Source organism: Pseudomonas sp. LBUM920 (assembly GCF_003852315.1).
Classification (GTDB): Bacteria; Pseudomonadota; Gammaproteobacteria; order Pseudomonadales; family Pseudomonadaceae; genus Aquipseudomonas.
Genome location: NZ_CP027762.1, coordinates 1,671,165 through 1,695,876 on the forward strand (window position 1 = coordinate 1,671,165; position 24,712 = coordinate 1,695,876).

26 protein-coding genes are annotated in these 24,712 nt (G+C 62.0%); 14 read left to right on the forward strand and 12 right to left on the reverse strand.

The features are described 5' to 3' along the window. Positions 1-129: 129 nt before the first annotated feature. On the forward strand, positions 130-276 hold the full coding sequence (locus tag C4J83_RS30430; protein ID WP_164487912.1) for a hypothetical protein: 147 nt from the start codon (positions 130-132) through the stop codon (positions 274-276). A gap of 125 nt (positions 277-401) precedes the next feature. On the opposite strand, the gene C4J83_RS07640 is transcribed toward C4J83_RS30430, so the two are convergent. Together C4J83_RS07640 and C4J83_RS07645 are read right to left on the reverse strand one after the other, a co-directional pair. After that, positions 402-794: a VOC family protein gene (locus tag C4J83_RS07640; protein WP_124416686.1), complete on the reverse strand. Its 393-nt coding sequence runs from the start codon at positions 792-794 to the stop codon at positions 402-404. A gap of 42 nt (positions 795-836) precedes the next feature. Continuing rightward, positions 837-1,016 carry a hypothetical protein gene (locus C4J83_RS07645; protein WP_119739114.1) on the reverse strand — a complete coding sequence of 60 codons (180 nt, stop codon included), beginning with the start codon at positions 1,014-1,016 and terminating at the stop codon, positions 837-839. 129 nt (positions 1,017-1,145) lie between these two features. Between C4J83_RS07645 and C4J83_RS07650 the strand changes: the two genes are divergently transcribed. The 3 genes from C4J83_RS07650 (at position 1,146) to C4J83_RS07660 (ending at position 3,729) form a co-directional block, all read left to right on the forward strand. Beyond that, the gene (locus C4J83_RS07650) at positions 1,146-2,081 is read left to right on the forward strand and encodes a LysR substrate-binding domain-containing protein (RefSeq protein WP_106576984.1); all 936 of its coding nucleotides are present in this window, start codon (positions 1,146-1,148) and stop codon (positions 2,079-2,081) included. A gap of 26 nt (positions 2,082-2,107) precedes the next feature. Then, positions 2,108-3,295 carry a low temperature requirement protein A gene (locus tag C4J83_RS07655; RefSeq protein ID WP_119739116.1) on the forward strand — a complete coding sequence of 396 codons (1,188 nt, stop codon included), beginning with the start codon at positions 2,108-2,110 and terminating at the stop codon, positions 3,293-3,295. 71 nt (positions 3,296-3,366) lie between these two features. Next, a complete protein-coding gene (locus tag C4J83_RS07660; protein WP_124416687.1) occupies positions 3,367-3,729 on the forward strand; it encodes a 5-carboxymethyl-2-hydroxymuconate Delta-isomerase in 363 nt (120 codons plus the stop codon). A 3-nt stretch (positions 3,730-3,732) separates the two neighbouring features. On the opposite strand, the gene C4J83_RS07665 is transcribed toward C4J83_RS07660, so the two are convergent. The 4 genes from C4J83_RS07665 to C4J83_RS07680 form a co-directional block, all read right to left on the reverse strand. Then, complete coding sequence (locus tag C4J83_RS07665) at positions 3,733-4,668, reverse strand: LysR family transcriptional regulator (protein WP_119740780.1); 936 nt, start codon at positions 4,666-4,668, stop codon at positions 3,733-3,735. Between the two features lie 137 nt (positions 4,669-4,805). Next, positions 4,806-5,993, reverse strand: a complete 1,188-nt coding sequence (locus C4J83_RS07670; RefSeq protein ID WP_124416688.1) for a cyanate transporter — start codon at positions 5,991-5,993, stop codon at positions 4,806-4,808. A 207-nt stretch (positions 5,994-6,200) separates the two neighbouring features. Next, entirely contained in the window at positions 6,201-7,643 is a 1,443-nt protein-coding gene (locus C4J83_RS07675; protein WP_124416689.1) for an aldehyde dehydrogenase family protein, read from the reverse strand. After that, positions 7,640-9,265, reverse strand: coding sequence for a 5-guanidino-2-oxopentanoate decarboxylase (locus C4J83_RS07680; RefSeq protein ID WP_124416690.1), 1,626 nt, complete (start codon positions 9,263-9,265; stop codon positions 7,640-7,642). Before C4J83_RS07680 ends, C4J83_RS07675 begins: the two co-directional genes overlap by 4 nt. Before the next feature lie 110 nt (positions 9,266-9,375). Between C4J83_RS07680 and C4J83_RS07685 the strand changes: the two genes are divergently transcribed. Continuing rightward, positions 9,376-10,248: a LysR substrate-binding domain-containing protein gene (locus tag C4J83_RS07685; RefSeq protein ID WP_124416691.1), complete on the forward strand. Its 873-nt coding sequence runs from the start codon at positions 9,376-9,378 to the stop codon at positions 10,246-10,248. A gap of 135 nt (positions 10,249-10,383) precedes the next feature. Here C4J83_RS07685 and C4J83_RS07690 read toward each other — a convergent pair whose 3' ends face one another. Together C4J83_RS07690 and C4J83_RS07695 are read right to left on the reverse strand one after the other, a co-directional pair. Continuing rightward, on the reverse strand, positions 10,384-10,998 hold the full coding sequence (locus tag C4J83_RS07690; RefSeq protein ID WP_124416692.1) for an NAD(P)-dependent oxidoreductase: 615 nt from the start codon (positions 10,996-10,998) through the stop codon (positions 10,384-10,386). 33 nt (positions 10,999-11,031) lie between these two features. Then, positions 11,032-11,898: an MBL fold metallo-hydrolase gene (locus C4J83_RS07695; RefSeq protein ID WP_124416693.1), complete on the reverse strand. Its 867-nt coding sequence runs from the start codon at positions 11,896-11,898 to the stop codon at positions 11,032-11,034. 104 nt (positions 11,899-12,002) lie between these two features. Between C4J83_RS07695 and C4J83_RS07700 the strand changes: the two genes are divergently transcribed. Both C4J83_RS07700 and C4J83_RS30435 read left to right on the forward strand, forming a co-directional pair. Beyond that, the gene (locus C4J83_RS07700; protein WP_124416694.1) at positions 12,003-12,908 is read left to right on the forward strand and encodes a LysR family transcriptional regulator; all 906 of its coding nucleotides are present in this window, start codon (positions 12,003-12,005) and stop codon (positions 12,906-12,908) included. 99 nt (positions 12,909-13,007) lie between these two features. Then, entirely contained in the window at positions 13,008-13,184 is a 177-nt protein-coding gene (locus C4J83_RS30435; RefSeq protein ID WP_164487913.1) for a hypothetical protein, read from the forward strand. On the opposite strand, the gene C4J83_RS07705 is transcribed toward C4J83_RS30435, so the two are convergent. Next, the gene (locus C4J83_RS07705) at positions 13,177-14,061 is read right to left on the reverse strand and encodes a helix-turn-helix domain-containing protein (RefSeq protein WP_106576975.1); all 885 of its coding nucleotides are present in this window, start codon (positions 14,059-14,061) and stop codon (positions 13,177-13,179) included. The genes C4J83_RS30435 and C4J83_RS07705 overlap by 8 nt on opposite strands. A 180-nt stretch (positions 14,062-14,241) precedes the next feature. Here C4J83_RS07705 and pobA point away from each other — a divergent pair, with 180 nt between their 5' ends. Together pobA and C4J83_RS07715 are read left to right on the forward strand one after the other, a co-directional pair. Next, positions 14,242-15,435 carry a 4-hydroxybenzoate 3-monooxygenase gene (pobA, locus tag C4J83_RS07710; protein WP_124416695.1) on the forward strand — a complete coding sequence of 398 codons (1,194 nt, stop codon included), beginning with the start codon at positions 14,242-14,244 and terminating at the stop codon, positions 15,433-15,435. 67 nt (positions 15,436-15,502) lie between these two features. Continuing rightward, positions 15,503-17,020 carry an MDR family MFS transporter gene (locus C4J83_RS07715; RefSeq protein WP_106577291.1) on the forward strand — a complete coding sequence of 506 codons (1,518 nt, stop codon included), beginning with the start codon at positions 15,503-15,505 and terminating at the stop codon, positions 17,018-17,020. Positions 17,021-17,152: 132 nt separating this feature from the next. Here the strand turns inward: C4J83_RS07715 and C4J83_RS07720 are convergent, their stop codons facing one another. Together C4J83_RS07720 and C4J83_RS07725 are read right to left on the reverse strand one after the other, a co-directional pair. Next, on the reverse strand, positions 17,153-17,989 hold the full coding sequence (locus tag C4J83_RS07720; RefSeq protein ID WP_124416696.1) for a cache domain-containing protein: 837 nt from the start codon (positions 17,987-17,989) through the stop codon (positions 17,153-17,155). A 51-nt stretch (positions 17,990-18,040) separates the two neighbouring features. Further along, positions 18,041-18,814: a transporter substrate-binding domain-containing protein gene (locus tag C4J83_RS07725; RefSeq protein WP_124416697.1), complete on the reverse strand. Its 774-nt coding sequence runs from the start codon at positions 18,812-18,814 to the stop codon at positions 18,041-18,043. A 402-nt stretch (positions 18,815-19,216) separates the two neighbouring features. On the opposite strand from C4J83_RS07725, the gene C4J83_RS07730 reads away from it, so the two are divergent. From C4J83_RS07730 to C4J83_RS07750, 5 genes are all read left to right on the forward strand, one after another. Then, entirely contained in the window at positions 19,217-20,587 is a 1,371-nt protein-coding gene (locus C4J83_RS07730) for a glutamine synthetase family protein (protein ID WP_124416698.1), read from the forward strand. A gap of 216 nt (positions 20,588-20,803) precedes the next feature. Next, on the forward strand, positions 20,804-21,403 hold the full coding sequence (locus C4J83_RS07735) for a class I SAM-dependent methyltransferase (RefSeq protein WP_106576970.1): 600 nt from the start codon (positions 20,804-20,806) through the stop codon (positions 21,401-21,403). A gap of 122 nt (positions 21,404-21,525) precedes the next feature. Beyond that, positions 21,526-22,659 carry a ribonuclease D gene (rnd, locus tag C4J83_RS07740; RefSeq protein WP_124416699.1) on the forward strand — a complete coding sequence of 378 codons (1,134 nt, stop codon included), beginning with the start codon at positions 21,526-21,528 and terminating at the stop codon, positions 22,657-22,659. After that, positions 22,656-22,949 carry a YcgL domain-containing protein gene (locus C4J83_RS07745; protein WP_056857316.1) on the forward strand — a complete coding sequence of 98 codons (294 nt, stop codon included), beginning with the start codon at positions 22,656-22,658 and terminating at the stop codon, positions 22,947-22,949. Before rnd ends, C4J83_RS07745 begins: the two co-directional genes overlap by 4 nt. A 106-nt stretch (positions 22,950-23,055) precedes the next feature. Next, a complete protein-coding gene (locus C4J83_RS07750; RefSeq protein ID WP_106576968.1) occupies positions 23,056-23,988 on the forward strand; it encodes a D-2-hydroxyacid dehydrogenase in 933 nt (310 codons plus the stop codon). Between the two features lie 106 nt (positions 23,989-24,094). Here C4J83_RS07750 and C4J83_RS07755 read toward each other — a convergent pair whose 3' ends face one another. After that, positions 24,095-24,679 carry a nitroreductase family protein gene (locus tag C4J83_RS07755; protein ID WP_106576967.1) on the reverse strand — a complete coding sequence of 195 codons (585 nt, stop codon included), beginning with the start codon at positions 24,677-24,679 and terminating at the stop codon, positions 24,095-24,097. Positions 24,680-24,712: the final 33 nt, after the last annotated feature.

The window sequence follows — 24,712 nt, forward strand, 5'->3', positions numbered from 1 at the left end:
TTTAGAAATGATAAGTGAGTAATTTGGATGCATTGATGCGTCCTGGCTATCAATCGCTGCTGGCGTCCAAAATCTCGCCACTGTTCTATGCTTGAAGCTGTGACCAATTCTTACGGATGGGAGGTGGCAATGGCTGACAAACACGAGCACCGGGATGAGCACGCGCATGAGCAACCTCGGCGGCAGCCTGAAGAGGAAAAGCCGCAGACCTGGAAGCATCCGGACGATGGTACGGAGCTTTCCGAGCGAGATCAGGAGCGGCCGCTCAAGCCCTGACTGAATGAGCGAACGCAGTCTAAAGGTGGGAGCGGGCTTGCTCGCGAAGGCAATGTGTCAGTAACCAACAGGCTCACTGATTCACCGCCTTCGCGAGCAGGCCCGCTCCTACATCGGCGCCACGTTCAGCCTACGATTGGCGTGCACAATTCCACCAGCGTGCCATCCGGGCAGCGCACATACGACACCACCTGGCCCCAAGGCTTGATGGCGGGTGGCGCCAGCTCCGTCGCGCCGTGGGCCAGCGCTTTGGCATGGGCGACGAACACGTCTTCGGTCATGAACCCGACCTCCATCCCCAGCGGCCTTTTAGAGGCATGCGCCTGGACATGGCCCCCGTCGAAATTCAATTCGCCCAACTCATGCGCCGCAAACGAGAGCGTGGTGTCGCCGGTTTCAAGCTCGCCGTAAGTGCCGGATTCATGCAGGAAACGGCGACTGAAGCCGAAGGCCTTCTCGAAAAACATCAGAGAGGCGGCAACGTCGGGTACATAGATGATGGTGTAGGCAAATTTCACGATCAGGCGGTCCTTGCTGAAAGAGTGGATGAATGAAATGCCTCATGACAGCAGCACGGAGACGGGAACCCCCCACGCCAACACCACAAACGCGATCACGGTTGCCAGGCACAGGCCGACAAACACCCGCGTCAGCGTTCTCACCGTGGGGTTGGCGATCCCCTTGACTACCCAGAGGCAGAACCCGGCCACCACAATGGCCGAGGCAATAATGAACAGCACGATGGTGTTCCTGTGGCCTTCAAGCGCTGATTTATAATCCCAAAGCCGTCCGATGAACAGTGTTCACATAGACGCAGCCCCGCGGGCTTTCTAAACTGCGGCTTGTCTTGGGGAAAGGGGCAGGTGCCGATGAATCGCAATGAATTACGCAAGGCCGACATCAACCTGATGGTGGTCTTCGAAGCACTGATGCTCGAGCGCAATGTCACGCGGGTGGCGGAGAAGCTGTTTCTCGGTCAACCGACCATCAGTTCGGCCCTCAACCGTTTGCGCACGTTATTCAATGACCCGCTGTTTATTCGCGTCGGCCACCGTATGGAACCCACCGCGCGCGCCGAGGAGATCATTCAGCACCTGTCGCCGGCCCTGGATTCACTGTCGTCGGCCCTGAGCCTGACCCACGATTTCGATCCCACCCAGAGCACCATGACCTTTCGCATCGGTTTGTCCGATGACGTCGAGTTCGGCCTGCTGCCGCCCTTGCTGCGGGCGTTGCGCCAGGAAGCGCCGTTGGTGGTGTTTGTGGTGCAGCATGTGGATTACTGGCGCATCCCTGACCTGCTGGCGTCCGGCGATATCACCGTCGGCATCACCCAGACCCGCGGCCTGCCGGCGAATGCCAAACGTAAACTGCTGCGGCATATCCGCCCCTGCCTGCTGCGCGCCGACGCCTCGGATAAACCGCTGACCCTCGACGAATATTGCGCACGCCCTCATGTGCTGGTGTCCCACACCGCCAACGTGTCCGGGTTTGCCGATGAATGGCTGGCCGAAATTGGCCGCAAGCGCCATGTGGTGCTGTCGGTGCCGCAATACAGTGCGCTGCCGGCACTGCTCGCCGGCACTGACATGATCGCCAGCTTGCCGGACTACACCGCCCAGGCCATGGCCGCTGGCGGCAACCTGTTCTGCGAACCGTTTCCGTTCGAAACCCCGACCCTGGACTTGTCCATGGTCTGGCTCAGCCACGTCGACACCGACCCGGCGGAACGCTGGATGCGCTCGCGGCTGGAGGCGTTCATGAGCGAGCGCGACATGCTGCCGGTGCTGGCGACAAAATCTTGAGATAGCCCCTTCAGGGAGTGCCACCGATGATTCCATCCCGTTCCTTGCTGCGTGGACGCGGCAGTCATGACAGTGGCAAAGTCGGCATGGTCGAGCTGTTTTTCGACTTGGTGTTCGTGTTCGCCGTGACCCAATTGTCCCATTCGCTGTTGGCGCATCTGACCCTGGACGGGGCGGTGCAGGTGGCGCTGATGATGGTTGCGGTGTGGTGGGTGTGGATCTTCACATCGTGGATCACCAACTGGCTCGATCCAGAAAAAATCCCGATCCGCCTCGGCCTGTTCGGCTTGATGGTGGCCGGTCTGCTGCTGTCTTCCTCGATCCCCAAGGCTTTTACCGACCGAGGTGTACTGTTTGCCGGCGCCTACGTATTCATGCAGGTAGGACGCACGCTGTTTGCATTGTGGGCAGTGCGTGGCGAGTCGCTGAACATGATTCGCAATTTTCAGCGAATCCTGGCGTGGATGCTGTGTTCCGGCGTGTTCTGGATCACCGGCAGCCTCCTCGAAGGTCAACAGCGCCTGGCTTTCTGGGCGCTGGCGCTGTTGATCGAACTGATATCGCCATCGGTGTATTTCTGGGTACCGGGCCTGGGGCGTTCGACCCTGGCGGACTGGAACGTCGAAGGCAACCACATGGCCGAGCGCTGCGGCCTGTTTGTGATCATTGCCCTTGGCGAATCATTGCTGGTAACCGGCGCCACCTTTGCCGAATTGCCCTGGAGCGTAGAAGGCCTGGGCGCATTCCTGGTGGCGGTGGTGGGCAGCATTGCGCTGTGGTGGATCTATTTCGACAGCGGTGCCGAGCGCGCCCATCACCGGATTGCCAGCTCTGCCGACCCGGGCCGCCAGGCGCGGATTGCCTATACCTACCTGCACGTGTTGATCGTCGCCGGCATCATTGTCAGCGCGGTGGCCGACGAACTGGTGCTGGTGCATCCGGGCCATGCCAGCCAGGCCGGCGTGGTGGCGATCATCGCCGGCCCATGGTTGTTTCTAGTGGGCAGCGCGTTGTTCAAGTGGGTAATGAGTGACCGGTCATTGCCACCGCTGTCGCACCTCGGCGGGTTGCTGATGTTGCTGGTGGTGTTGCCGCTTGGGTTGCAGCAGGTGTTTTCGGCCTTGGTGCTGGGCGCGCTGACCACGGCGGTGTTGGTGATCGTGGCCGTTTGGGAAAACCGCGCGCTGCGCAGCCTGAACGAAGTTTCACACTGAAAGCGTTCTGATTCGGTTCGGCTGCGTGCTATATGTATCGCTCTTTTTCCTACAACTATTCGGAGCTTTTCATGCCGCACCTGCACCTGGAATACACCGCCAATCTGACCGGCCTGGTCGTCGAGAAAACCCTGTTGCGGCTCAACAATGTGCTGATGGCGTCCGGGCAGTTCGGTTCCGAGTTCGATATCAAAAGCCGCGCCGTCAAGGTTGAGACGTTCCAGGTCGGCACCTCACTCAACCCGCGTGGGTTTATTGCGCTGAAGCTGTCACTGCTCAGCGGGCGCTCGCCGCAGGTCAAGAAGCAGTTGTCGGAAAGCCTGTTGGCGGCGTTGCAGGACCAGGGTGAATGGCCGGCGAATATTCAGGTTCAACTCAGCGTTCTGCTGGTCGATATGGATCGCGATTCCTACAGCAAAGTCGCGATTGGCTGAGGGCTACAACAACCCCTGATCGGCGCACACCTTCACCACTTGCTCACGAAACCAGGTATTGGCACTGTCCTGGCCGCTGGTTTCGTTCCACTGCATGTCCAGGGTGAAGCCCGGCAGCCCGTTGGGCGCCTCGCAATGGCCAAACACGCTGGCGGGCGCCAAGAGCTTTTGCACACGGCGCGGCAGAGTGACGATGAAGTCGGTGCCGGTGATCATCTTCAACGCGGCGCTGTAACTGTTGGCCCTGGCGACCACTTGGCGCGTGTGGGCCTGGCGTGCCAGCCAGCCGTCGATCATGTTGGTGTGGGAGCTCCAGGGCGTGGGAAACACGTGCCGCCGCTCGACGAAGGATTGCAGGCTGAACGCCGGCTCGCGCGGGGTCGCGCGTTTATCGAACACACACACCAAGTCATCTTCCAGCAGCATCTGGACCTTGAAGTCTTTGTGGGCGCGGTGAAAGTTCGGGCCGAAACAAATCACCAGGTCGAGGCGACCTTCGCGTAAGTCCTCGGCGGGAATCTCGGTTTCCAGCTTTTGCACATTGACGATCACTGGCAGGTCGGCGCGGTCGAAGTTCTTCAACAGGCGCGGCAGGATCAGTTGCTCAAAGTACTCCGGCGCGCACACGTTGAAGGTCACGGCCTTCTGCGTCGGGTCGAAGGTCTGGCCGCCGGCGTGGCACAGGTTGATGCTCTCGAGGATCTTCTGCACATGCCCGTACATGGTCGTGGCTTTGTACGTAGGCCGCATGCCTGCCCGCGTGTTGATAAACAGCTCATCCTCAAAACTGGTGCGCAGTTTCTTCAGGCTGTAACTCACAGTGGACTGGCTGACGAACAGCGTTTCAGACACCTCGGTAACGCTGCTCTGGTCGTAGACGGCGATAAACACCATCAAGTCCTGCATATCGAGCTTTCTGAGCAAATTACTGTTTAGCATCCGTTCCATCCGGTAAGCCTTGGCACTGAGGCAGCGCGCGACAAGGGCAAAAGCTTAACGGAACGGTCGTGCCATTAGAAAGCTCTGTAGGGCGTTTCTATGTTTGGTGTGGGACAAAAAATGTTGGCAATACGACGTCAGCGGATATGTCGTGCGTAATGCTTCGGATTGAAACGCGTGACGATCAGCAGCATTACCCCAATCACGGCGGTCAGTGACCACCAGGCCCATTCGAAGCTGCCGAGTTGGTCGCGGATCATCCCGGCAATAAGTGGCGACAAGCCAGCAATCAGGTAGCCGATGCCTTGCACAAACGCAGTCAGGCCGCCGGCGCGGCGCGGGTTGTCCAAGTGGTCGAGGGACAGGATCAGGCTCATCGGAAACAGACCGCCAATGCCCAGGCCCAGCAGGCAAGGCCACAGCAGGCTCAGGTATTGAGGGCTGAGAATAAGGCCGCAAAAACCGCAGATGATCAGCACCAGCAACACCGCGACTACCCCGCGTTTATCCTCACGGCGGTTGGCGATGGCCGGGGTGATCAGGCCGGACACGACTTCCATGGCGGTCAAGAACCCCAGCAGCAAGCCGGCCTGTTGTTCGCTCCAGCCTTGTTCCACGTAGTACGGCGCCAGCCACGCCAGCACGCAGGTGTAGGCGGCGGTGCCGAGGCCGAAAAAAATCGCCAACAACCATGCGCGACGATTGCCGAAAAACGATTCCTGCGCGCCGGCACCGGCCTGGGGCAGTGGCGGCATTGCCGAACGCTGGGCGTACCAGAACACCAGCGCCAATAGCGCAAGCGCCGCCCAGATGGCCAGGCCGATACGCCAGCTGCCGGTCTGCACCTGCACGAGCGGCGCGAACGAAGCGGCCAGTGCCGCGCCCCCCATGATGGCGGTGACATACAGGCCCATGAACAGCGAGACGTTGGCGCTGAAGCGCGTCTTGATCAGCGCCGGCATCAACGCCTGGATCATCGCGATACCGACGCCGGCAGCGATAGCGCTGACGATCAACGCCGACGCCGAATCCACAAACAGTCGCGACAGCGTGGCCAAGCCAATCACCAGCAGTGACAGCACAATGCTGCGGTGCTCGCCCATGCGTTTACCCAGGCCCATGCCAAAGAACATCGCCAGGCCCATGGCCATGACCGGCAGCATGGTCAGCAGCGCGGCGCTGCTGAAACTCAACGGCACATCGCCGCGAATCGATGACAACAGTGGACCGACGGCGGCCATCGACGGGCGCAGGTTAAGGGCAACCAGTACGACGCTGATCATCAGCCAGACGGCGGTGGTGGGCGTTGCGCGAACGTTTTCCATGGGGTGGACCTTGAAGAGACAAGGGCGAATCAGGCCACGCAGGGGAGGAGGGGAGCAAATCAGAAAATCGTTGGGGCTATCTAAAAATTGCAGGTGATCAAACATGTAGGCGCTGGCTTGCCTGCGATGGCGGTGGGTCAGTCCAGAAATGACTGCCTGATTCACCGCTATCGCAGGCAAGCCAGCTCCCACGAGGGACCTGCGTCGCTAGAGGGCGCGGATCACATGTTTGATCTCCTGAAACGCCGCCAAGCCCCACGGGCCCAACTCGCGGCCGATGCTGCTCTGCTTGTAACCACCCCACGCCGTTTGCGGGAAGATCACCTGCGGGGAGTTGATCCACACAAGCCCGGCCTGCAAGGCGTTGGCCACGCGTTCGGCGGTGTCGACATCGGCGCTCACCACACTGGCGACCAGGCCGAAATCGCTGTCATTGGCCAGGGCAATGGCTTCCTCGGCAGTGGTAAAACGTCGGACACACAGCACCGGGCCGAAGATCTCCTCGTTCCACAACGCGCTGTTCAACGGCACATCGGTAAACACGGTCGGGCGAATGAAATAGCCCTTCGCCAGGTCGGCCGGTCGTTCACCACCGCACAGCAAACGCGCGCCGTCTGCGATGCCACGCTGAATATGCCCCAGCACTCGCTGATACTGCGCACGGTTGATCAACGCGCCCATTTGCACCTCATCGGCAAATGGGTCTGCCACGCGAATCCCCTCGGCCCGTGTCTGCAAACGCTGCAGGAACGCGTCCGCCAGGCTGTCAGCCACCAGCACGCGGCTGGTGGCCGAACACATCTGCCCGGCGTTGAAAAAGCCACCCCCACAGGCCAGCTCCACCGCCAGGTCAAGGTCGGCGTCCGCGAGCACCAGCAACGCGGATTTACCGCCCAGCTCAAGGCTTACACCCTTGATGGTTTCTGCCGCGCGCTGCATCACTTGCACGCCGACGGCGTTACTGCCGGTGAAGGAGATCTTCGCCACGCGGCGGTCTGCGGCCAGCGGTGCGCCAACCGCCAGGCCCGTGCCGCAGACCAGGTTGAACACACCCGCCGGCAGCCCTGCCTGGGCAATAATTTGCGCCAGTTGCAACTCCGCCAACGGCGTGACTTCCGATGGCTTGAGCACCACGCAACATCCGGCCGCCAGGGCCGGGGCGAGCTTCCAGGCGGTGGTCACCATCGGGAAATTCCACGGCACAATCAGCCCGACCACACCACAGGGCTCACGGCGCAGGCGTGCGCTGAAGTCCTCGCCGGGCAGTGCCACCGGGCGGTCTTGCGTGGCGTCCATGTCGTCGCACATGCCGGCGTAGTAGTCGAAGGTGGCGATCACATCGTCCACATCAATGCCGGCCTCAAACAGCGGCTTGCCATTGTTGCTCGACTGCAACTGCATCAGCTGGTCGCGCTGGGCGCTCACGCCCTGGGCGATCTTACGCAGCACGGCGCCGCGGTCACGGCCGGTGCTTTTCGACCAGTCGATGAACGCCGCGCTGGCCGCCGCCACCGCGTGGGCCACGGTGCTCGCGTCGCCCACGCTGACGTGGGCCAGTGTGGCTTCGGTGGCGGGGTTGATCACCTCGATAACGTCATGGCCTGCGCGCCATTCGCCTGCAATGTACACACCGTCCAATACTGCGTTCATACCGCTACCTCCTGCATCCACAGCCCCTGGTCGATTTCTATCAGCGTCGGTCCCTGGCGATCAGCGGCGGCGCGCAATGCCGTGCGCAGCTGCGCGATACCCTGAATGCTCTCGGCGGCGCAGCCCAAGGCTTTGGCCACACCGATAAAGTCCGGGGTGTAGATGTCCACACCGACCGGCTCGATGGCGCGGTTGAGCATGTACTTCTTGATCTCCTCGTAACCCTGGTTATTCCACAGCAGCACGATGACCGGCACGCGCGCCTCGACCGCGCTGGCCAGTTCCGGCAGGCTGAATTGCAGGCCGCCGTCGCCGATCAGGCACACCACCGGTTGCCCGTCGCCGCGTCCCAGCCAGGCGCCAATCGCTGCGGGCAGGGCGTAGCCCAAGGTGCCGTAGCCGGTGGAGGAATTGAACCAGCGGCGTGGGTGGTCGAGGTTCAGCGTCAGGTTGCCGCTGTACACCGGTTGGGTGGAGTCGCCCACCAGCACGGCGCCGGGCAGTTGCGCCAGCACGGTGTTGAGAAACAGGGTTTGCGCGCGGGTAGCGGCGTCCCAGGTGGGCGTCAATTCAGCCCACAGACGCGCGACGCGTGCGCTGCCCCAGTCGGGGGCGCGATCGCCCGATACCTGGATGTCCAGCGCGGCCAACAAGGCTTGGGCTGCGATCTGCGCATCGGCCACCAGTGCGACCTGAGGCGGGTAATTGCGCACGGTCTGGTCGGGGTCGATATCGATGCGCAGCAGCGTGCCGGGAATCTCGAAACCCCCGGCGAAGGTCACGTCGTAATCGGTTTCCGCCAGCTCGGTGCCGATGGCCAGCACCACATCGGCTTCGGCGACCAGGGCGCGGGTGGCGACCAGCGTCTGGGTCGAGCCGATCAGCAACGGGTGCGCGGCCGGCAGCATGCCTTTGGCGTTGATGGTCAGGGCCACCGGTGCGCCCAGCCGTTCGGCCAGGCGCGTCAATTCGGCGGCCGCCTCGATGGCGCCGCCGCCGGCCAGGATCAGCGGGCGTTTTGCTGCCGCCAGCCACTGGCTCATCTGCTTCACCGCCGCCGGCGCGGCACCGGCGCGCGCCACGCTGACCGGCTCGCTGCCGAGCAGGGCATCGGCGTTTTCGACCAGTACATCCAGCGGAATCTCGATGTGCACCGGGCGCGGTCGACCGGCCTGGAACAGCGCAAACGCGCGCGCCAGCACGCCAGGCAACTCCGCCGCCGACATCAAGGTGTGCGAGAACGCCGCCACGCCCGCGATCATCGCGCTCTGGTTCGCCAACTCATGCAACTTGCCGCGCCCGCCACCCAATTGGCTGCGCGATTGCACACTGGAAATCACCAGCATCGGGATCGAGTCGGCATAGGCCTGGCCCATGGCGGTGGTGATGTTGGTCATGCCGGGGCCGGTGATGATGAAACACACGCCAGGTTTACCGCGGGTGCGTGCATAGCCGTCGGCCATGAAGCCTGCGCCCTGTTCGTGGCGCGGGGTGACATGGCGGATGCTCGAGCGCGCCAGGCCACGGTACAACTCCACGGTGTGCACGCCGGGAATGCCGAACACCTGGTCTACGCCGTAGCGTTCCAGGAGGTTGACCAATACTTCGCCGCAGGTCGCCATACATGTCGCTCTTGTTATGGATTCGAGGCGCTATTGGAGCGGCTGGCCGGTAGCGCCAACAATCGATAAAAAGTCATACTAGCCATGTCCCCACGTCATGGCTGCGCCCGATGAAACGCTTGCCACCGCTGCCCGCGCTGCACACCTTCTGGGTCACGGCCCAGTGCTGCAACTTCACCCGCGCCGCCGAGCAACTGCACATTACCCAAGGTGCGGTGAGCCGGCAGATTGCCGGGCTCGAAAACCATTTGGGCTACGCCTTGTTCCAGCGCCAGGCGCGGGGCTTGAGCCTGACCGAAGAAGGGCGCGAGTGGTCGCTGCGGGCGCAGCAGGTGTTTGGCTTGATCGGTGACGCGGTGGAGCAGATCGGCAGCCGCCGTCAGACCCTGCAACTCAAAGCCTCCACCTGCGTGATGCGCTGGCTGCTGCCGCGCCTGATGCAGTGGCAACAGGAGCGCCCGGACGTGCCGGTGGAACTCACCACCACGGTGGCCTACACCGTGGACTTTCGTCGCGAGCAATTCGACGCGGCGGTGATCTATGCGCCCATTGCCGAGCAGTCGGCGCAGGCGCGGCATTTATTCGATGAACAACTCACCCCGGTCTGCGCGCCGGCGTTGCTGGCCAGCCTGCACACACCGGCTGATCTGCAGCGACAGGTGCTGCTGCACCCCACGCGGGACGAGCGCGATTGGGCGTTGTGGCTGAAGGCTGCGAATACACGCTTGAGCAACCTGGCCCAGGGGCATCATTTTGAAACGCTGGACCTGGCAATGACGGTGGCGTCCCAGGGCTCGGGAGTGGCGATAGGCGACAGCGCGTTGATTGGCGAGGATGTGAAGGCGGGGCGGTTGGCGACACCGTTTGAACTGCGCGTGCCGACGGGGATGGGGTATTACCTGGTGTATCCGCCGGGAATTGAGCCGTCTACTGGATTAGTCGCCTTGATGGAGTGGTTGGTAAGCCAGGCACAACCGTCGTAACACCGAAGATCCAAATGTGGGAGGAGGCTTGTGTGGGAGCGGGCTTGCCTGCGATGCAGGCACCTCGGTGTGTCAGTCATGCCGCGGTGATGCTATCGCAGGCAAGCCAGCTCCCACAGTTTTAACCGTGTCGGTTCAGTAGCCGACGGTGAAACGCAGGCGCGAGTGCTTTGGCGTTTCTACTTCGTCGATCAACGCGATGGCGTAGTCCGCAAAGCTGATCCAGCTGCGCCCTTCAGCGCTCACCAGCAAGTCATCCTGGCCGACACGGAATTTGCCGGTGCGCTCAGTCTCAACGAACTCCGCCGACGGCGACAGGAAGGTCCAATCCAGCTCTTTTTCCTGACGCAGCGCATCAAGAAACTCAGCGCCGGCGCTGGCTTCGGCCTTGTACTCTGCCGGGAAGCCAGGGCTGTCGATGACTCGGCTGCCATCCGGCAACAACAATGAACCTGCACCGCCGACCACCAGCAGGCGTTTCACCCAGGCGCTCTTCACCGGGCCGATCACGGCACTGGCCGGCAGTGTGGCGAAGTGCGCCGCACTGATCACCACGTCGTTGCCGCTGACAGCCTGTTGCAAGGCGTTGGCATCCAGGGCGTCGACCTGTTTGACGGTGACGCCCGGGCGCGCGGCCAGCGTGCCGGTATTACGCGCAATGGCGGTGACGGTATGCCCACGACGCAGCGCTTCTTCCAGCAGTTGGCTACCGGCGCGGCCGGTGGCACCAATGATTGCGATCTTGCTCATGACGTTCTCCAGTACGTTAAGGTTTAAAACCATTCACCACTTCATTTCGCCCTTGGCGACTTTGGCACCGAGTTCCAGGCTGCTCTCATCTTCAAGTTTCGGGTAACGTTTTTTCATGGCCGCGATCAGCGCAGTCGAATCCTTGGCCTTGGCGGTTTCCTCATCGAACGCTTTGATATAGCCCGCGGTGAATGCCACGGACTGCACAGTCGGCGTACCCAGGTAATGACCTGGAATCACGGTGCGCGGTTTCAAGTCTTCGATGCGTTGCAAGGTTGCCAGCCAGTCGGCGTGGGACTGAGCAGTTTGCGTATCGGCCATCCACACGTGGGTGTTCTCGAAGACCACAACGCCGCCCACCACGACCTTGATCGATGGAATCCACACAAACGTGCGGTCCGGCTGCGGGCCGTCCAGGCCGACCACTTCCAGCGTCTTGCCTTCCAGGGTCAGGCTATGGCCTTGGAGCACCTGCGGGATGATGGCTTTGGCCGGTTTGTCGGCACCCAGCTTAGGGCCCCAGAACGCGAGTTTCTGCTCGGCGGTGGCCTTGATATGGTCGACCACCGGCTGGGTGGCTACCACCTTGGCGGCGGGGAATGCCTGCGTCAGGACGTCGAGGCCGAAGTAGTAATCCGGGTCGCCGTCACTGACGTAGATGGTGGTCAGGCGCTTGCCGCTGGCGCGAATCTTTGTCACCAGTTGCTCGGCTTGGGCATTGCCGAATTGCGCGTTCACCAAAATGACGTCGTGCTCGCCGCTGACCAGTACCGAGCTGACGGGCATCATTGCCGAGGTGCCAGGGTTGTAAGCGTCCAGCGTCAGATCGGCCGCCGCGGCATGGGCGGCGAACGCCAGGGCGGCCATGGCCGTGGCCAATCGTTTAAGCGTCGAGATCATGTGCAACTCCAGCGGCAGGTAAGGGATGCACAGAGCTTAGTTGCACTAAACGTCACAAAAAATGCCATGCTTGAACATAGTTTGTTTCTAAAAGCGTGCAAATCATGGATCGTCTTCAAGCAATGCGGGTGTTTGTCACGGTCGTTGACCTGGGAAGCCAGTCGGCGGCTGCGGATCAGCTGGACCTGTCGCGGCCGGTCGTTTCACGTTATCTGGCGGAGCTTGAGGATTGGGTGGGCGCGCGGCTGATGCATCGCACCACGCGCAAGCTCAGTCTCACCGCAGCGGGCAGCGAAATGCTGCCCCGAGCGCGGCAGATGCTGGAGTTGTGCAACGACATGCAGGCGGCCGTCAGCGAGCCGGACGAAGCGCCGCGTGGCCAGCTACGGCTGAGTGTCAGCAGCTCATTCGGCCAGGCGCAATTGGCGGACGCCGTGGCCGAGTTCGTCAAGCGCAACCCGTTGGTCAGTATCGATCTGCAGATGCTCGACCGTACGGTAAACCTGGTGGATGAGCGGATTGACCTGGCGATTCGCACCAGTTTTGAGCTGGACCCCAACCTGATCGCTCGCAAGCTGACGCTCTGCCGCTCGGTCATTTGCGCGTCCCCGGCGTACCTGCTGGAACATCCGCGCCCGCAGCACGTGCACGACCTGGCGAAGCACAACTGCCTGACGCACACCTACTTCGGCAAAAGCCTGTGGCATTTCACAGAAAACGCTGAGCCAGTGTCGGTGGCGGTGCAGGGCAATATCAGCGCTAACGAGGCGACCGCCCTGTTACGGGTGACGTTGGCGGGGGCAGGGGTGGCGCGGCTTCCCAGTTATCAGGCGGGTGATTACATCCGCAGTGGCGAACTGATCCGTTTGCTGCCCGAGGCAGAGCCCCAGCAAATGAATGTCTACGCGGTGTACGCCTCGCGCAAGCACATGCCGTTGGCGCTGCGCAGCCTGCTGGATTTTCTGGTGCTGCGCTTTCCTGAGGAGCCGGTGTGGGATGTCGGCCTTTGAAGCCGACATAAAGATGTTGAATGGCGTCCAATAATGGCAACTCTTGCTGACTGACCTATGCTTTAAACAGCACCGAGTCGATCCGTTCAGAGGTGTGCCATGACTCTAAAAATCAGAAAGTACCTGATGATTTTCATCCTGTGCGCCCTGGCTACCGCGCTGTACGGCACGGCTGCCTATCGGGTTGAACAAACCCGCATGCAGCCGACCTTTGCGGTCAGTTGCCATCAGGACATGTGCCTGCCGCGTACCGGCAGTTTCAGCGCGCTCAGGTAGGCTGTTCGGCCTTCAACTGCTCGCGGAACGCTTTGGGCGAAAACCCGACCCGCCGACGAAACAGTCGCGAGAAGTTGGTCGGGTCGGAAAACCCCAGCACCTGCGACATCTCATTGATGGTCATGCTGGTGTAAGTCAGCAGGCGCTTGGCTTCCAGCAACTGGCGGTCATGCATGATCTGCAGCGCAGGTTGCCCACCCAATTCCCGACATGTGCCGTTCAAGTGTGAGACCGAGATGCCCAGCTTGTGGGCCAGGTCTTCGATCTTGGGGTGCTCGCGGTAATGCTGTTCGACCAGTTGGGTAAAGCGCCGGAAATATTCACGCCCTCGCGGCGCGCGCGCGTGGCGGCGCTGGATGGCCTGGCGGCTGATCCACACCAGCAGCACGCTGACCAAGGCGTGCATCATCATGTCGCGCGCCGGTTGCTCATCGGCGTATTCATCTTGCAGGCGCGCAAACAGGCTATTGAGGTAGTCGCTGTCCTTGCCTGCCGGGTAGTTGCCCAGGGCTTGCAAGCCGTCCACCGCCGAGCCCAGCTGCGCCTGCAAATGACTGACCAGCGGCGCTGACAGCGTGACGATGAACCCTTCGACATCTTCGGCAAACCGAAACCCGTGCACACACAAGGGCGGCAGCACCTGCAAGGTCGCCTCGTTGAGTGTGGTGCGCTGACCTTCGATTTCCAGTTGCGCCTGACCTTTATGCACGTACAACAACTGGCACAAGTCCGCGTGCCGGTGGGGCTGGATTTCCCACTGGTATTCCCGACTGCGCCGGGAAATGGTTTCACAGTGCAACAAATCGGGCGTTGGCCATTGCTGGCTTTCCCCGTAAAGCTTGAAGACCGGAATCGCGGTACTGGCAGTTTTGGTCATGGTTTCAATCCGATACTCAGGATAGTGGTTCGGTAATCGCCCCGATTGGCAAAAAGCGCAGGCTTTGTCTCAGTTTTCACCTTCTTATGGCGGTCACTCAAGTGAAAAATGTCAGCAACAAGATCAATGACAACTCTTTCACCTTATCCGTTCGGATGAGCCTCGCGGACCCTAAAAATAATGAAAACGCTGAAAACCCAAGTCGCCATTATTGGCGCCGGTCCCTCCGGACTGTTGCTCGGTCAACTGCTGCACAACGCGGGTATCCAGACCCTGGTGCTAGAGCGCCAGCGTGCCGATTACGTGCAAGGCCGCATCCGTGCCGGGGTGCTGGAACAAGGCATGGTCGACCTGCTGCGCGAAGCCGGTGTCAGCCAGCGCATGGACGCCGAAGGCTTGGTGCATGACGGTTTCGAGCTGGCGCTCAATGGCCAGCTCAGCCATATCGACCTCAAGGGCTTGACCGGCGGCCAGTCGGTGATGATCTACGGCCAGACCGAAGTGACCCGCGACCTGATGCAAGCGCGCGAAGCCGCCGGCGCCCTTACGCTGTACGAAGCGCACAACGTGCAGCCCCATGACCTTAAAAGTGATCGACCGTGGCTGACCTTCGAGCATCAGGGCGAAGCCTTTCGTCTGGAGTGCGACTACATTGCCGGCTGTGATGGTTTCCACGGCGTGGCGCGCCAATCCATTCCGACTGATTCGTTAAAGGTTTTCGAGCGCATTTACCCTTTTGGTTGGCTGGGCATCCTCGCCGACACGCCACCGGTGCATGCCGAACTGGTCTACGCCAGGCATCCGCGCGGCTTTGCGCTGTGCAGCATGCGTTCGCCGACCCGCAGCCGTTATTACCTGCAAGTGCCGGCTGAAACGGCGCTGGATGAATGGTCGGATGAGCGTTTCTGGGATGAGCTGAAAACGCGCCTGCCCAGCGCCTTGGCCGCACAGTTGGTGACCGGGCCGTCCATCGAGAAAAGCATCGCGCCGCTGCGCAGCTTTGTGGTGGAGCCGATGCAATACGGGCGCCTGTTCCTGCTCGGGGATGCGGCGCATATCGTGCCGCCGACCGGGGCCAAGGGGTTGAACCTGGCGGCCAGTGACGTGAATACGCTGTTTCGCATCCTGCTCAAGGTGTATCGCGAGGGGCGCGTGGACTTATTGCAGCAATACTCGGCGATCTGCCTGCGCCGGGTGTGGAAGGCCGAGCGGTTTTCCTGGTGGATGACCTCCATGCTGCACCAGTTTGCGGACGCGGATGGCTTCAGCCAGCGCATCGCCGAGAGTGAGCTGGCGTATTTCGTCGATTCGCAGGCAGGGCGCACAACCATTGCAGAAAATTACGTCGGGCTTGCTTACGAAGCTATCGAGTAGCCTGCTATCGTATCGAGCATTCCCGCGGGCCCTTTCTGCCCCGTGGGCCTTGCTCGAAGGTTCTGCCGTGACCAACCTCAACCAGCCCACCCAACCCGTTCCCGCCGTGCGCAGTGTGCTCGCCGCCTTGATGATGGCGATCTTCCTCGGCGCGCTGGACCAGACCATCGTCGCCGTGTCCATGCCGGCCATCTCCGCGCAGTTCCATGACGTCAACCTGCTGGCCTGGGTGATCTCCGGCTACATGGTGGCGATGACGGTGGCGGTGCCGATTTACGGCAAGCTCGGTGACTTGTACGGGCGTCGCCCGATGATGCTGATCGGCATGGGCGTGTTCACGCTGGCGTCGCTGTTTTGCGCCATGGCGCAAAACATGGAGCAACTGGTGCTGGCGCGCATTCTGCAGGGCATCGGTGCCGGCGGGATGATCTCGGTGAGCCAGGCGATCATTGGTGACATCATTCCACCGCGCGAGCGCGGGCGTTATCAGGGTTATTTCAGCAGCATGTACGCGGTGGCCAGCGTGGCCGGGCCGGTGCTTGGCGGGTACATGACCGAATACCTGTCCTGGCGTTGGGTATTTCTGATCAACCTGCCGCTGGGCGCTGGCGCCTGGTATGTGGCGCATCGCACGCTGGTCGGGTTGCCGGTGCCGCAGCGCAAGCCGATCATCGATTATGTCGGCACCTTGCTGATGATCATCGGCCTTACGGCCTTGCTGCTGGGCATCACCGAAATCGGCCAGGGCCATCATTGGCGCGACCAGCAAGTGCTCGGGCTGCTGGTGTGTGCGGGCGTGGCGCTGACGGTGTTTGTCTGGCATGAACGCCGCGCGCGCGAGCCTTTGCTGCCGATGCACCTGTTCGCCAATCGCAGCGCCGTGTTGTGCTGGTGCACGATTTTTTTCACCAGTTTTCAGGCGATTTCCCTGACGGTGTTGATGCCGCTGCGGTATCAGACGGTGACCGGTTCGGGCGCGGACAGCGCCGCGCTGCACCTGCTGCCGCTGGCGTTCGGCCTGCCGGTGGGGGCTTATTTTGCCGGGCGCATGACCTCGGTCACCGGGCGCTACAAGCCCATGATTCTGAGCGGGGCGTTGCTGAGCCCGTTCGCGATTCTGGGCATGGCCTACAGTGCGCCGCAGGCGGTCGGGATGACGGCGGTGTTCATGTTGCTGTGTGGGATTGCGGCGGGGATGCAGTTCCCGACGTCGCTGGTGGGCACGCAGAATTCGGTCGAGCAGCGCGACATTGGCGTGGCGACCAGCACCACCAACCTGTTTCGCTCCCTGGGCGGGGCCGTTGGCGTGGCCTGCATGTCGGCCTTGTTGCTGGCGCTGTTGCAGGATTCGAGCTTTGCGCATTTGGCCAGCGGCGCGCTGGTGGCCGAAGGCAGTTCCGGCAACGTTTTGCTGGACGGCTTGAACGCCGCGCCCGGCCCGGCGCAGGATGCCCTGCGCGGGGAGTTGGCGGTGACGTTCCGGCACTTGCTGATGGTGAGTGCGGCGGTGTCGTTGCTGGGGTTGGCGGCGGCGATTGCGATGCCAAACCGAGTGCTGCGTGGGCGTGAAGACAAGGCCAAGTAACTGCCCCGATGATGATCAAACTGTGGGAGCCGGCGTGCCTGCGAAAGCGGTGTATCAGTGCCGGCTATGCCAACTGACCCACCGCTTTCGCAGGCAAGCCAGCTCCCCCAGGTGACTGCATTTCGATGCTGATCAGGGGCTGTAATACCCGACCGCCACCATGAAGTGTCCGGCCTTGCGTACATACGCGTGTTTGTTCTCGACCTTGTCGGTCACCGGGTTTTTCCAGCGGTACTTGTACTCACCCTGATCCTGCTCGGCCATCAGCTTCAAAATCGGCTCGCCCACCGGCTTGCCGTCCGGGTCCCTGATCTTGGCGAAGTCGGTGTCCACCAGCCGCAGGTTGGTGCCGTGGGCCACATAGCGCCCGGTATTCAGGTCGACCACGAACACGTACAGGTCATCCTGCAGGAAGTCGCCCTGCAACGAATTGATCGCCTTGAGCGTGCCGGCTTCATCCTTGACCAGTGCTTTCACCGCCTTGTCGCGCAAACCGCGAGCCTGCTCTGGCGTGGCGCGTGGCAGGTAATAGCCGACGGCCAGAATCCGCTCGCCGATCCGCTGATAAAACACGTGCTTGTGCTCAACCTTGCCGTCGTTCCAGTTCTGCCAGCGATAATCAGCCTGCTGGATGCCCTGGCCTTCGGGCACTGCCAGCGCTTGTTTGAATGAGGCTTGCAAGTCAGGCCCGAGCAACTCGGACACATCGCGGCCGATCAAGGCCGAGGAAGGCCCGCCACTGGCCAGCAACACGCCCTGGGTGTCGACCACAAACACATAACGGTCATGGTCGACGAACTCCCCTTGGCGACTGAACGCGGCAAACGCCTTGTCGCCGTTGCTCTGGTAATAGGTCAGGGCCTTGGTCAGCAGCGCCTTGGCGGCGTGGGCGTCCTCCTCCTGAGTGGCCGCGTGCACCTGGCTGCAACACAACAGCAGCAGCCAGGTGATTCGGAGCAATCCCTTCATTACTCATCCCTCGTTATTGTTTGATGTGACCACAGCGTAGACGGCTGCGGCTCAGGGCGCCGCCAGCCATTGATTGACGATGGCGTCGTACGCGCCGGTGGCGACGCTCAAGTGCAACCACTGGTCGACATAGCTTTTCCACGCCACATCATCGCGGGGCAGCAGGAAGGCCTTTTCGCTGTACTGCATCTGCTCCTGCGGGTTGACCGCGCACAATCCCGGCTTGAGCTTTTGCTGGAAGCGCGCCTCGCTGGCGTCGGTGATCATCACGTCCGCCTTGCCCGCCAGCAACTCGTCGAAGATGGTCACGTTGTCATGCAGGCGGATCTGCGCCTGGCCCAGGTGAGTGCGGGCAAACACTTCGTTGGTGCCGCCGGCCGGCTCGATCACCCGCACCTGCGGCTGGTTGATCTGCTCAACGCTTTGGTAGCGCTGCACATCGGCGCAACGCACCAACGGGATCTTGCCGTCCACACCCAGCGTCTGGCTGAAGAAGGCCTTTTTCTGGCGCTCCAGCGACACCGAAATCCCGCCCACCGCGATGTCACAGCGCTGGGCCAGAAAGTCCGGCATCAGGGTTTTCCAGGTGGTGGGCACCCACGTGATCGTCGCATTCAGGCTTTTGGCCAGCGACTCGGCCATGGCAATGTCGATGCCTTCATAACGGCCATCGGCGCGCAGCGAAGTGTAAGGCTTGTAATCGCCGGTGGTGCAGACGGTGAGCGTGCCGCGCTGCACCACCTCATCGAGGCGCGAGGGCGCGGTATCGGCCAGGGCGGTGGTTGCCAAACTCGCCAATACACACAGGGCCAGGGGAGCTTTCATGCGGTCGAGTCCTTGGGGCATGATCGGGGCGGCCATTATTTCCAGGAGCGCTCCGAGGTAGCAAGCGGCGTGAATGTTTAGCCAAGCTGCAACCAAACTCCATCAACGCTGAATTTAACCACCCTGTGCAGGCGTGTGACGCTGCCGGGCATCTACCTCACTGTGAATCCCGCATGGACGGTTCCCCCGACACCCATCCCGCGACATTGCCTGGCGCTTTAGTGCCCAGCCGTACCGCGGTTGTCGAGGCCCTTCCTTCCGAGCTGGCCTTCTGGGCCTTGTTCCACTGCCGACACGCACGCCCTCCGGATACCGCTCTCCTACGTTGATCTCCCCCATAGACCAGGCGCCCCTGCGCGCATTGCCTATGTTCCTGCCTGACGCAAACGTATGAGACTTGCCATGAGTGATTTCGCCTGCCTGCAAGAAGCCCGATCTTTCCTTGAACAGCACCCGGACATCGAGATGTTCGAGCTGTTTATCCTCGACAACAACGGCGTGCCGCGCGGCAAATTGCTGCACCGCGATGAGCTGCTGGCGGTGTACGAAAGTGGCCGGCCGTTGCCCAGCACCATCCTTGGCCTGACGATTAATGGCGACGACGTGGAAAACTCCGGGCTGGTGTGGGAAGTCGGTGACATCGACTGCCGCGCCTACCCGATCAGAGGGAGCCTGCAGCGCATGCCATGGCGCCTGATTCCCACGGCCGCCGTGCAAGTGAGCATGCACCCCACCGAGGGCATGCCCGCCACCGTGGCCGACCCGCGGCATTTGCTCGCCAAGGTCATCGACGGGCTGAAAGCCGACGGTTACTACCCGGTGATGGCGGCGGAGCTGGAGTTTTACCTGCTCGACCAGAAACCCGACAGCAATGGCCGCCCACAACCGGCGCGGGATGTGGACGGCAATCGCCCGCGCTCGACCCAGGTGTATGGCCTGCGCGAGCTGGAGCAGATCGAGCCGTTCCTTGCCGACCTTTATAGCGCGTGCAAACTGCAAGGCATTCCGGCGCGCACGGCAATCTCCGAATATGCCCCAGGCCAGGTTGAAATCACTCTGGAGCATCGCGCCGATGCCTTGCAGGCCATGGACGAAGCCGTGCGCTACAAGCGCCTGGTCAAGGGCGTGGCGCATAAACACGGGATGACCGCCTGCTTCATGGCCAAGCCGTTCGACGACCTCGCGGGCACCGGCATGCACATGCACGTCAGCCTGGCGGATGCCCACGGCAATAACCTGTTCGCCAGTGAGGCCGCCGACGGCACGCCGCTGCTGCGTCAGGCCGTGGGCGGCATGCTAAGCACCTTGCTCGATTCGTTGCTGATGTTCTGCCCCAACGCCAACTCCTATCGCCGCTTCCAGACCAACAGCTACGCACCGCTGGCCGCCACCTGGGGCGTGGACAACCGCACCGTGAGCCTGCGCGTGCCGGGCGGGCCGGCCAATTCCCGACACATCGAGCACCGCATCTGCGGCGCCGACGCCAACCCTTACCTGGCTGCCGCCGCAATCCTGGCGGGTATCCATCGCGGTATCCGTGAGCAACGCGATCCCGGCGCGCCGGTGGAAGGCAACGGCTACGCGCAGGCCAAACATTTGCTGCCCACCGACTGGCTCACGACTCTGCGTGCGCTTGAAGGGTCAAGCTGGGCGCGGGATGCGTTTGGCACTGAATTCCTCGTCGTGTACCTGGCGGTCAAACGCGCCGAGTACCGGCAGTTCATGGGCGAGGTAGGCGAGCAGGATTGGCGCTGGTATCTGCACCAGGCGTAATCCACCGTGGGAGCCGGGCTCGCCCGCGATAGCGGTATGTCAGCCAGTGATGGGTTGCCTGGCCCACCGCCCTCGTAGCCTCGCTAAAGCTCGACAACGCCCACAATGGATTTTGGGTGTTGGGTGGCCGTGACGGCTTCGACCTTTTTTTCACGTTGCAGTGGGTAAGCTGCGGTTCAAGGTCGTTCACTACCGTTCCACACACATGAGCCCGTGATGTCGTCACAACCACCTTCCTCCATCGAGATTGAGTTCACCGAGCGCTGTGACCGCGAGCATGCCAGGGTCTGCGGCGACACACGCCCGCCACGCCTGCGCCAGCGCGTGGCAGCGTGGCGCGATGAGCGGTTGGTGCGCCAGGCATTGAAAGTGGCTGGCGAACCTGGGCTGATCCTCGACCTGGCCTGCGGCTCCGGCCGGTTCTGGCCGGTGTTGGCAGAACACATCAATCGCGTGATTCTGGCCTCCGACAACTCCCAGGCCATGCTCGACCATGCGCGCACTCATCACCCGGCAGCACTGCTCAAACGTGTCAAAACCTTCCAGGGGTCAGCGTTTTCCATCGGCTTGTCGGCCAATGCGGTGGACTGCATTTTCTGCATGGAACTGTTTCGCCATGTACCCAGCAGTGAAGGGCGTTTGGCGCTGCTGCGCGAGTTCCATCGGGTCAGCCGCGACACCGTGATCGTTTCCGTGGACGCACCTGCGCCTGTCGAGGGCGAGTTTCGCCAGGCCGGTTTCAAAATACTCAACCATCAGGAATTCCTGCCGGGCTCCAAGCTATGGCGGGTTTACGTATTGCGTAAGAGAAGCTAACTCCCGCCTGTCGGACTATTCTTCCTCTCTTGTCGGAGTTTTCATGAAGGCGTGTGCACTGCGGATGCTCGCAAGCGTCTTTCGCGATATATACTGCGCGCCATTCTTCAAGGGAGAGCCGTGTGGCCATCGATATTCACTGGATCTGCGACAACGATAGCCTCGGCCAGCATTGCGCCGAATGGCAGCAGTTGCCATTCGTCGCCCTCGACACCGAATTCATGCGGGTCGACACCTTTTACCCCATTGCCGGGCTGATCCAGATCGGCGATGGCGTACGCGCTTACCTGATCGACCCTCTGACCATCGACAATTGGCAACCCTTGGCCGCCTTGCTGGAAAACCCGGCGGTGATCAAGGTGGTGCACGCGTGCAGCGAAGACCTGGAAGTGTTGCTGCGCCTGACCGGCAGCCTGCCGGTGCCGTTGTTCGACACCCAATTGGCGGCGGCTTACCTGAACCTCGGTTTCTCCATGGGCTATTCGCGCCTGGTGCAGGCCGTGCTGGATATCGAGTTGCCCAAGGGTGAAACCCGCTCGGACTGGCTGCAGCGGCCGTTGTCCGAGACCCAGGTGAGCTACGCCGCCGAAGACGCGGTGCACTTGGCCGAGGTCTACATCCGCCTGCGTCCGCAGCTCTCAGACGACAAATACGCCTGGGTGCTGGAAGACGGCGCCGAGTTGGTGGCCAACCTGCGTCGCGAAGTCGACCCGTACGAGGTGTACCGCGACGCCAAGCTTGCGTGGAAACTGTCCCGCGCCCAGCTCGCCGTATTGCGTGAACTGTGCGCCTGGCGCGAGCAGCAGGCCCGTGCCCGCGACCTGCCGCGCAACCGCATCATTCGCGAACACTCGTTGTGGCCCCTGGCCAAATCCCAGCCGGACAACCTCGCCGCGCTGGGCAAAATCGAAGACATGCACCCGCGCACCGTGCGTCAGGACGGCCAGTTTCTGCTGGACCTGATCAAGCGCGCCGCCAGCGTGCCCATGGACCAATGGCCACCGGCTGTTGCCGAGCCGCTGCCGGTGGACGCCGCCACGCTGATCAAGCATCTGCGGGCCTTGGGCCAGGCCGAAGCCGAACGCCTGGACATGGCGCCGGAACTGATGCTGCGCAAGAAAACCCTCGAAGCCCTGGTCAAGAGTGGCTACCCCGATGGGCCTTATACATTGCCAGACTCGCTGCGTGGCTGGCGCCGCGAGTTGATGGGCCAGGCGCTGCTCGACAGCCTGGCCACTGCCGGAGAACAGCCTTGAAACGTATTTGCTCCATCTACCGCAGCTTGAAAAAAGACGGAATGTACCTCTACGTGCTCAAAAGCGACGCGCTGGAGCGTGTGCCGGAACCGTTGATGGCGGCCTTCGGCAAGGCCCATCTGGCGTTCGAGATGATCCTGACGCCGGAGCGCAAGCTGTCCCGCGAGGACATCACCGTGGTTCTGGAAAACCTCGACAAGCAGGGCTACCACCTGCAAATGCCACCGGCCGAGGATGAGTACATCGAGCACTTGCCCGAAGAGCTGCTGCGCCGCAACGACCCGATGTGATCGGTCAGTGCCCGAACCGGGCACCTTCTTCAATGCAAACGTATTCGTTGGCGGTGGCCGTAAGGATGCGGGCGGCCGTCTGCAGTGTTTTTGAAAGGTTTGAACCATGCGTGTTCTGATTGCTGAACAGGATTACCCGCTCTACGCCCAATTGCTGGGTGACGCCGCGCCGGACGTCGAAGTGCTGACCAGCGGCGACTCGGCCGAACTGTCGCGCCTGGCCGCCGATTGCCCGGTATGGCTTGGCCAGCCGGATCTGCTCGCCACCCTGTTGCGCCAAGGCCACCAGCCGCAATGGCTGCAATCGACCTGGGCGGGCATCACGCCGCTGCTGGCCGATGGCTTGCCACGCGACTATCGCCTGACCCGTGCGGTGGGCATTTTTGGCCAGGTCATGGCCGAATTTGTGCTCACCTACATGCTCGGCCACGAGCGCGAAGTGCTCGCGCGGCTGGTCAGCCAGGTTGAGCGCAAGTGGGACAACCGCATGGGCCAGAGCCTGGCCGGGCGCAAGGCGCTGATCGTCGGCACGGGCGATATCGGCCAGAGCGTTGCCGATTTTCTGCTGCCGTTTGGCGTCAAGCTGTACGGCATCGCCAGCACCGCACGTGAGCAGGCGCCGTTTATCGAAGTGGCCGGGCTGGATCAACTGGGCCGCCTGGTGGGCGAGGTGGACTACGTGATCAACCTGCTGCCCAACACGCCAAACACGCATGACTTGTACGATGCGGCGTTGTTCAAGCAATTCAAACCGACCGGCTTGTTTATCAACGTTGGCCGCGGCGTGGCCGTGGTCGATGCTGACCTGGTCGAGGCGCTGAAAGAAGGGCACCTGGCCGGTGCGGTGATCGACGTGTGCCGCCAGGAACCGCTGCCGCAACGCCATCCGTTCTGGACTGCGTGGGGACTGCTGCTGACCGGGCACAGCTCGGCACCAACCTCGCCGGGGATGATGGTGGAGTTGTTTGTGCACAATCTACGGGCGTATCAAGCCAAGCAAGCGTTACGCGGAGAAGTGAGCTTCGAACGCGGTTATTAAGGTGCGAGCGGGCTTGCCCGCGATAGCAGCGTGTCAGTCAAGGAGGCCGTGACTGACCGTGCGCTATCGCGGGCAAGCCCGCTTCCACAGGGGATATCAGCAAGGCTTACAGGCTGAAATCGCCTTCGGACACCAGCTCGCTCAACGGCTTGCGTGGGCTTGGCGCTTCACGGCCCTGCAAGTACTCGGGCAGGCTCGACTTGTCGCCCAGCTTGCCCACGGCCACCGCCGCGTGCAGTGCATAGCCTTGGGGAATCTTCAGTTCTTTGCGGGTCAGTTCCTGATCGAAACCGGCCATGCCGTGGGTGTGCCAGCCGCTCAGGCTGGCTTGCAGCGCCAGGTGGCCCCAGGCTGAACCGGTGTCAAAGGTGTGCCACAGCGCCGGGGTTTCTTCGCTGGCGCCGGGGGCGGTGAAGTCGGTTTTTGACGCGATGATCACCAAGGCCGACGCATGCTGCGCCCAGGCACGGTTGAATTCATTCAGCAGGCCCAGGTAGCGTTCCCAATCCGGCGTGTCACGCCGCGCGTAGAGAAAACGCCAAGGTTGCGAGTTATAGGCCGATGGCGCCCAGCGTGCGGCCTCGAAAAAGCTCAGCAGGGTGTCTGTCGGGATGCTCTCGCCGGTAAAGGCGCGAGGCGACCAGCGTTCGGTAAATTGGGTGTGGATCGGGTAGTCGGCAACGCGTGTCATGGGCAGTTCCTGAGGTGCGATTCGGCGTTCAAA